At 71.2% G+C, this 5,878-nt stretch carries 6 protein-coding genes; 1 reads left to right on the top strand and 5 read right to left on the bottom strand.

Annotated features, from left to right (window positions below):
- Both VFZ20_RS16355 and VFZ20_RS16360 read right to left on the bottom strand, forming a co-directional pair.
- A partial coding sequence (locus VFZ20_RS16355) for a CAP domain-containing protein (protein ID WP_329684980.1) occupies positions 1-260 on the bottom strand: 260 nt, incomplete at its 3' end.
- Between the two features lie 16 nt (positions 261-276).
- On the bottom strand, positions 277-1,179 hold the full coding sequence (locus VFZ20_RS16360; RefSeq protein WP_329684981.1) for a deoxyribonuclease IV: 903 nt from the start codon (positions 1,177-1,179) through the stop codon (positions 277-279).
- Between the two features lie 264 nt (positions 1,180-1,443).
- On the opposite strand from VFZ20_RS16360, the gene VFZ20_RS16365 reads away from it, so the two are divergent.
- Complete coding sequence (locus VFZ20_RS16365) at positions 1,444-3,270, top strand: DegV family protein (protein WP_329684982.1); 1,827 nt, start codon at positions 1,444-1,446, stop codon at positions 3,268-3,270.
- A gap of 225 nt (positions 3,271-3,495) precedes the next feature.
- On the opposite strand, the gene VFZ20_RS16370 is transcribed toward VFZ20_RS16365, so the two are convergent.
- The 3 genes from VFZ20_RS16370 to VFZ20_RS16380 form a co-directional block, all read right to left on the bottom strand.
- Positions 3,496-3,666 carry a type II toxin-antitoxin system HicB family antitoxin gene (locus VFZ20_RS16370; RefSeq protein WP_329684983.1) on the bottom strand — a complete coding sequence of 57 codons (171 nt, stop codon included), beginning with the start codon at positions 3,664-3,666 and terminating at the stop codon, positions 3,496-3,498.
- 69 nt (positions 3,667-3,735) lie between these two features.
- The gene (locus VFZ20_RS16375; protein ID WP_329684984.1) at positions 3,736-4,572 is read right to left on the bottom strand and encodes a S8 family peptidase; all 837 of its coding nucleotides are present in this window, start codon (positions 4,570-4,572) and stop codon (positions 3,736-3,738) included.
- Positions 4,569-5,777: an HlyD family secretion protein gene (locus VFZ20_RS16380; protein WP_329684985.1), complete on the bottom strand. Its 1,209-nt coding sequence runs from the start codon at positions 5,775-5,777 to the stop codon at positions 4,569-4,571. The genes VFZ20_RS16375 and VFZ20_RS16380 overlap by 4 nt, the downstream gene beginning before the upstream one ends.
- Positions 5,778-5,878 lie beyond the last annotated feature (101 nt).

Below are 5,878 nucleotides of genomic sequence, written 5' to 3' on the forward strand. Positions count from 1 at the left end.
GCCATGTCCGCGCTGTGGGCCGCCGCCGCGTCCGCCGCGGGCTGCAGCCACGTGAGCGCGGGGCAGCCCACGGAACGGCGGTGCGCGTTCACCAGCCGCGTCATCTCCTCCACCGCCGCCGCCGCCCCGGATCCGCCGGACGCGCCCGATCCGCCGCGCGCGGCCGGGGTCCGGGCGGCGGGCACCGCCTCCATGCACGCCGCCAGCAGCAGGGCGCCGGCGCCCGCCGCCATCCGTCCAATCCGCCCGATCGCCATCATCGTCCTCCCGGGATCGTCAGCCCTTCTTCTCGAAGCCCCGCAGCAGCTCCATCATCCGCAGGTCGTACGGGTCGGCGGAGGGGTCCTCCTCGCCGATCTCGTAGTTCTCCTGCGGCGTCTCCAGGATGAGGGGAATGCCGCGGCTGCGCGGGTCCGCCAGCAGCCAGCGGAACGGCTCCGCGCCGATCTGCCCGTCGCCCAGCAGCATGTGGCGGTCCTTGTTGGTGCCAAAGCCGCCCTCGCTGTCGTTGAGGTGAAAGAAGCCGGGCTTTTCCCCCGTCGTCTGCTCCCACTCGTCCAGGATCTCCTTTTGCCGGGCCGCGGACTCGTGGATGGCCCAGCCGCTGGCGAACAGGTGGCAGGTGTCCAGCCCGTACCCCGTCCGCGCGCGCAGATCGTCGGGCACGTGGCGCAGGATGTCGCCCACTTCCTCCGCCGTGCGCCCCACCGTCTTCCCCGCCCCGGCCGTGTTCTCCACCAGCAGCCGCGTGGGCCCCTCGCACGACCGCAGGGCCTGGGTGATGGCCTTTGCCACCCGCTCCGCCGCCGCCTTGGGATCGCCGTCGGAGGCGGAGCCGGGGTGGAAGCAGACGGCGCCCACGCCCAGCGCGTTGGAGCGCTCCATCTCCTTGGCCAGGCCCGCCGCGGCGCGCTCCCACTTGTCGGGCTCCGCGGTTGCAACGCTCAGCACGTACGCCGCATGGACAACCACGTGCTCGGGGCGGATTCCCGCCTCGTCCAGCGCCGCGCGAAACCGCTCCACCCGCTCGGGCTTGATGCCGCTCTTGTCGCCGTAGAAGCGCGGAACGGCCGTAAAGCACTGCAGGGCCCGCATTCCCGCGCTGCCCGCGCGGCGCGCGGCCATGTGGATGCCCCCGTTGTCGACCGTGTGCGCGCCCAGAAAGTGTTGCTGCGCCATGGGTTGCGATGATTGCGAAAGGATGAGGATCGCGTCCGTCCCGGACCGGAATGGTAGCGCGCGGGTACGGTTTTGCGCGAGGGGAGGCGCGCGCCGCCCGTGTGCCCGCCCCTTGCATAAGCAGTGCGCGCGAACCAGTATGCGGACGCTCCACCCCGCCCGCGTGGTTCCCGCGGCCCCGCGAGGGGCCATGACACGGCCGCCCGAGCGCCACTTTCGGCGTTGCGGGGGCTGCCGTGTCGGCCGGAAGGTACCCGATTCCACATGAAGACGACATTCCTGGACGGCGCCGGCCTGCGCGGCGCGCTCATCATGTCCGCCGAGTACGTGCAGCGGCACCGCGCGGACCTGAACCGCATCAACGTGTTCCCCGTCCCCGACGGCGACACGGGCACCAACCTGGCGCTCACGGTGAGCTCCATCGCCGACCACCTGCGGCGCAGCACCGACAGCTCGGTGGGCGTCGTGGCGCGCGAGGCCGCCAACGCGGGAATCATGGGCGCCCGCGGCAACTGCGGGATGATCCTTTCGCACTTCCTGCTGGGCTTTGCCGACGCCATCGGCGACCGCGCGCGGCTGCGGGTTTCGGACTTTGGGCAGGTGCTGCGCAGTGCCACCGAGCACGTGTACAAGGCGCTGGAAAAGCCCGTCGAGGGCACCATGATCACCATCATGCGCGCCATCGCCGACGAGGCCGAGCGGCTGCAGCACTCGGACTTCATCGTCCTCTTCGAGCGGCTGCTGGTCAAGGCGCGCGAGGCGCTGGCCAGCACGCCGGAGCTGCTGCCGGCCCTCAAGGCGCGCGGCGTGGTGGACGCGGGCGCCAAGGGCTTCGTGCACATCCTGGAGGGCATCAGCGGCTACCTGAGCGGCGACCCGCTCACGGCCCTGGACCAGACGCCCACCTACGACGCCGAGCCCGCGGTGTTCGCGGCCGCCGAGGCGGACTTTGGCGGCGAGGAGCAGTTCCGCTTCTGCACCGAGGCGCTCGTGCGCGGCAAGGGGCTGCCCACGCAGGACGAGGCGCGCGCGTGGCTGCGCGAGCGGGGCGACTCGCTGGTGGTCATCCGCAGCGGCGACCTGCTCAAGGTGCACATCCACACCGACGAGCCCGACGAGGTGTTCGGCTACCTGCGCGGCTTTGGCGAGTTGGCGTCGCACAAGGCCGAGGACATGCAGGCCCAGCACGCCGTGGCCGAGCGCGCCCGCGCGGGCCACATGACGCTGGCCCGCCGGCCCATCAGCGTCGTCACCGACACGGCGTGCGACCTGCCGGACGAGATCGTGCGCGGCCACGGCATGCACCTGGTGCCGCTGAACCTGATCTTCGAGAACCAGGTGCTGCGCGACCGGCTGGACATGTCGCCGGAGCAGTTCGTGGTGGAGCTCAAGAAGGGCGCGCACCCCAGCACGTCGCAGCCGGCGCCGGCCGCGTTCATGGACGGCTTTCGCCGCGCCACGGAAGAGGGCGAGAACGTGGTGGCCGTCCTCCTGTCCAGCGCGCTGAGCGGCACCTATGCGTCGGCGCAGGCGGCGCTCAAGCAGATGGGCGGCAGCGCCGACGTGCCCGTTCACCTGTTCGACAGCAAGGGCGGCTCGCTGCTGCAGGGGCTGCTGGCGCTCAAGGCCAGCGAGCTGGGGGAGCTGGGATGGGAGCCGGCGCGCATCCTGGCGGAGCTGGAGCGGGTGCGGGCGCAGAGCGGCTTCTTCATCGTGCTGGACACCTTCGAGCGGGCGCTGGCGTCGGGGCGCGTGGGGCGCGGCAAGGCGTGGCTGGGCAGCCTGCTGGACATCAAGCCCGTGCTGGACATCGACGCGGCGGGCAAGCTGCTGCCCATTGACCGGGTGCGCGGCCGCAAGAACGCGCTGCCCAGGATGCTGGAGATCCTGGAGAAGAAGGTGCCGCGCGGCGTGAAGAAGCTGCGCTTTGGGGTGATGCACGTGGGCGCGCCGGAGGTGCTGGAGCCCGTGACGCGGGAGATCCGGGCCCGCTACGGCAACGTCGACGTGGTGCACGCGCCCGGCACGCCCATTATCGGCACGCACGCCGGCGAGGGTGCCTGGGGCATCGCGTACCTCGTGGAGGACTGAGCCTTCTTCTCACGCGGAGAATGCGAGAAGGGCGCGGAGATCATCGTCTCCGCGCCCTTCCTGTTTTCCGTCGCATGTCAGCTTCTACTGCAACTGCATTCTCACGCAGAGCCGCAGAGGACGCAGAGAACTGCAACGACAACTGCATTCTCACGCAGAGGGAGCAGGGGCAGCAGAGGATCTCATCGCGCGATGAAGTACTCTGCGCCTCCGCGGCTCTGTTGGTCAGGAGAGCTTCAGGTGCTGGTCTTCGTGAATGAGTGCGATGGCTTCGCGCAGGCTGACAAGGCACTCGTCCTTCGTCTGCCCGAGGCCGTTGGCGCCCGGGATCTCGGGGCAGTAGGCGACGAACCACCCGCCCTCGCGCCCGATGATCGCCGCGAATTCGTTTCGCATCTTCCTCGTTCACGCGCAGTTGCAGTTCTCTGCGCCTCTGCGGCTCTGCGTGAGAAATCGGTTGGGTCTTCAGCCGCCCGCCGCCGCGTCGCTGGGCTGCACGGCGGGTTCCTCGTCCTCCTCGGCGGCGCTGTGATCCACCTCGAGGGCAAAGCGGGCCAGCATCTCGCGCACATCGTCCAGCGTGGCCTCGGGATGACGCTCCTTGATGAGCGCCACGATCCCCGCCACGTTGGGCGCCGCGAAGCTGGTGCCGTGCTTGACCGGCCGGCCGCCGCCCACCCACAGCACCGGCTGCTCCACGCCCCACGCCTGGCACTCCATGGCGTGGTTGGGACGATACCGGAAATGGAACGGGGAATCGAACTTCGCCGCGCTCACCCCGATCACGTTCTCGAAGATGGCGGGATAGCTCCAGTCGTTGGCGTTGTGCCCCGCCGCCACCACGATGATCCCCGCCCGCCGCGCCTTTTCGCAGGCGGCGTACAGGGGATGCAGCGTGCCCTCCAGCCGCGTGCCCAGGCTCACGTTGATCACCTGCACCCCGGCCTCCAGCGCCCACAGGAGCGCCGCGTGCAGCGTGCCCGGCGACGTCTCCAGCACCTTGCCGAACACCTTGACGGGGATGACCCGCGCGTCCGGCGCAATGCGCAGCACCAGGTCCGCGCAGGCGGTGCCGTGGCCCAGCACGTCGTTGTCGTCGTCGTTGCGGGCCATGGCAAAGTCGTCGTCGGGATCCACGAACCCCACGCCCGGCAGCACCCGGGGCTCGTCGATGCGGCGGTCCCAGCCGCTGTCGATCACGGCCACCCGGATGCCCTTGCCCGTGGCGCCGCCCAGCTCCCCCGCCACCCACTCCGGCGGCTGGGGCAGCGCGCCCCCGTTCACGTCCACTGCGTCGGTCACTTGCGGTTCAGCCTCTCCATGAGGTAGTCCCAGCCCAGCTCGGCGATGCGTCCCGAGCGGGTGATCACGTTGGCCTGCACGCTGTAGCCGCGGCGGAACTTGTCCAGCGCGGCGCGGTCCGCCTGGCCGGGCGCCAGCGTGGCCACCACGCGGTACACGCCCGGTCCCGACGCCCGGCCGGCCCCGCCCGCCGCCGCCCCGGCACCCGCCGCCTCCGTGCCGCTGCCCACGGGCTCGGCGGCCACGAAGCTCACGCGCGCCTCCAGCTGCGTACGGTCCTTTTCGCTGAAGGCCTGCACCTCCAGCCGCACGCGGTCGCCCACGGCGATCTTGTTCACGTCGCGCTCGGGGACCAGCATGGTCACCCGCCACTCGCCCTGCTCGCCCACCTCCATGAGCGTCTGGCCTTCCTGCACGTAGCTGCCCGTCAGCCGCTCCAGCTGGTCCGTGAGCACCACGCCGTCGCTGGGCGCGCGGATGGTGGCCCGGGCGATCCGCTCGCGCACCTCCGTCATCTGCGCCTCCAGCCGCTGCATCTCGGCGCCGGCCTTTTCCTGCTCGTACTGGCGCAGGCCCAGCATGTCCGTCTCGGTGCTGTTCAGGCGGATGTCGGCCTCGGCGCCGCGCACCTCGCCCACGGCCGCGTCCAGGGCCACGTGCTGGCCCACGCGGTAGCTGGCCAGCATCGAGTCCACGTTGGTGCCGAAGCCGTGCTCCACCATGCGCTGCAGCAGCGAGGCGCGCGCGGTGCTCAGCCGCGCCTGCGCGCCTGCGCGGCGGTCGGACTGCTGGCGCAGCTCCAGGGGCGCCGTGGCGGCGGAGCGGTTGCGCTCGATCTCGAAGCTGCGGTGCTGCGCCTCCAGCTGCGCCAGCTGCGTGCGCAGGGCCAGCACGTCCAGCTCGGCGATGATCTCGTTGGCCTTTACCGTGTCGCCGCTCTGCACGTGGATGGTGCGCACGGCGCCCGCGGACGCCGCCCGCACGGGCCACACCCGCACGGGCTCCAGCACGCCGGCGGACTTGACCGTCACGTCCATCCGCACGACGAGCGAGACGATGATGCCGGCCAGCATCAGCAGCCCGATCACGCCCAGCGTGACCGACACGGCGCGCTTTACGAAGCGGCCGCCCGGCTGCCCTTCGTCGCCCAGCATGGGCAGGCGCAGGGGGATGACCTTTTCGGTGGTGGCGCGGGCCTGGCTCATGGGTGCTGCTGCAAGGGTCTGGGTTGCTGCTTTGCGCTGGAACGGACGGGGTCGGCACCGTGCGCGAAGGAAGGCTTCATCCGCGGGCGAGGGCCCCCACC

The sequence above is a fragment of the Longimicrobium sp. genome (assembly GCF_036280135.1).
In the GTDB taxonomy this organism is placed as follows: Bacteria; Gemmatimonadota; Gemmatimonadetes; order Longimicrobiales; family Longimicrobiaceae; genus Longimicrobium.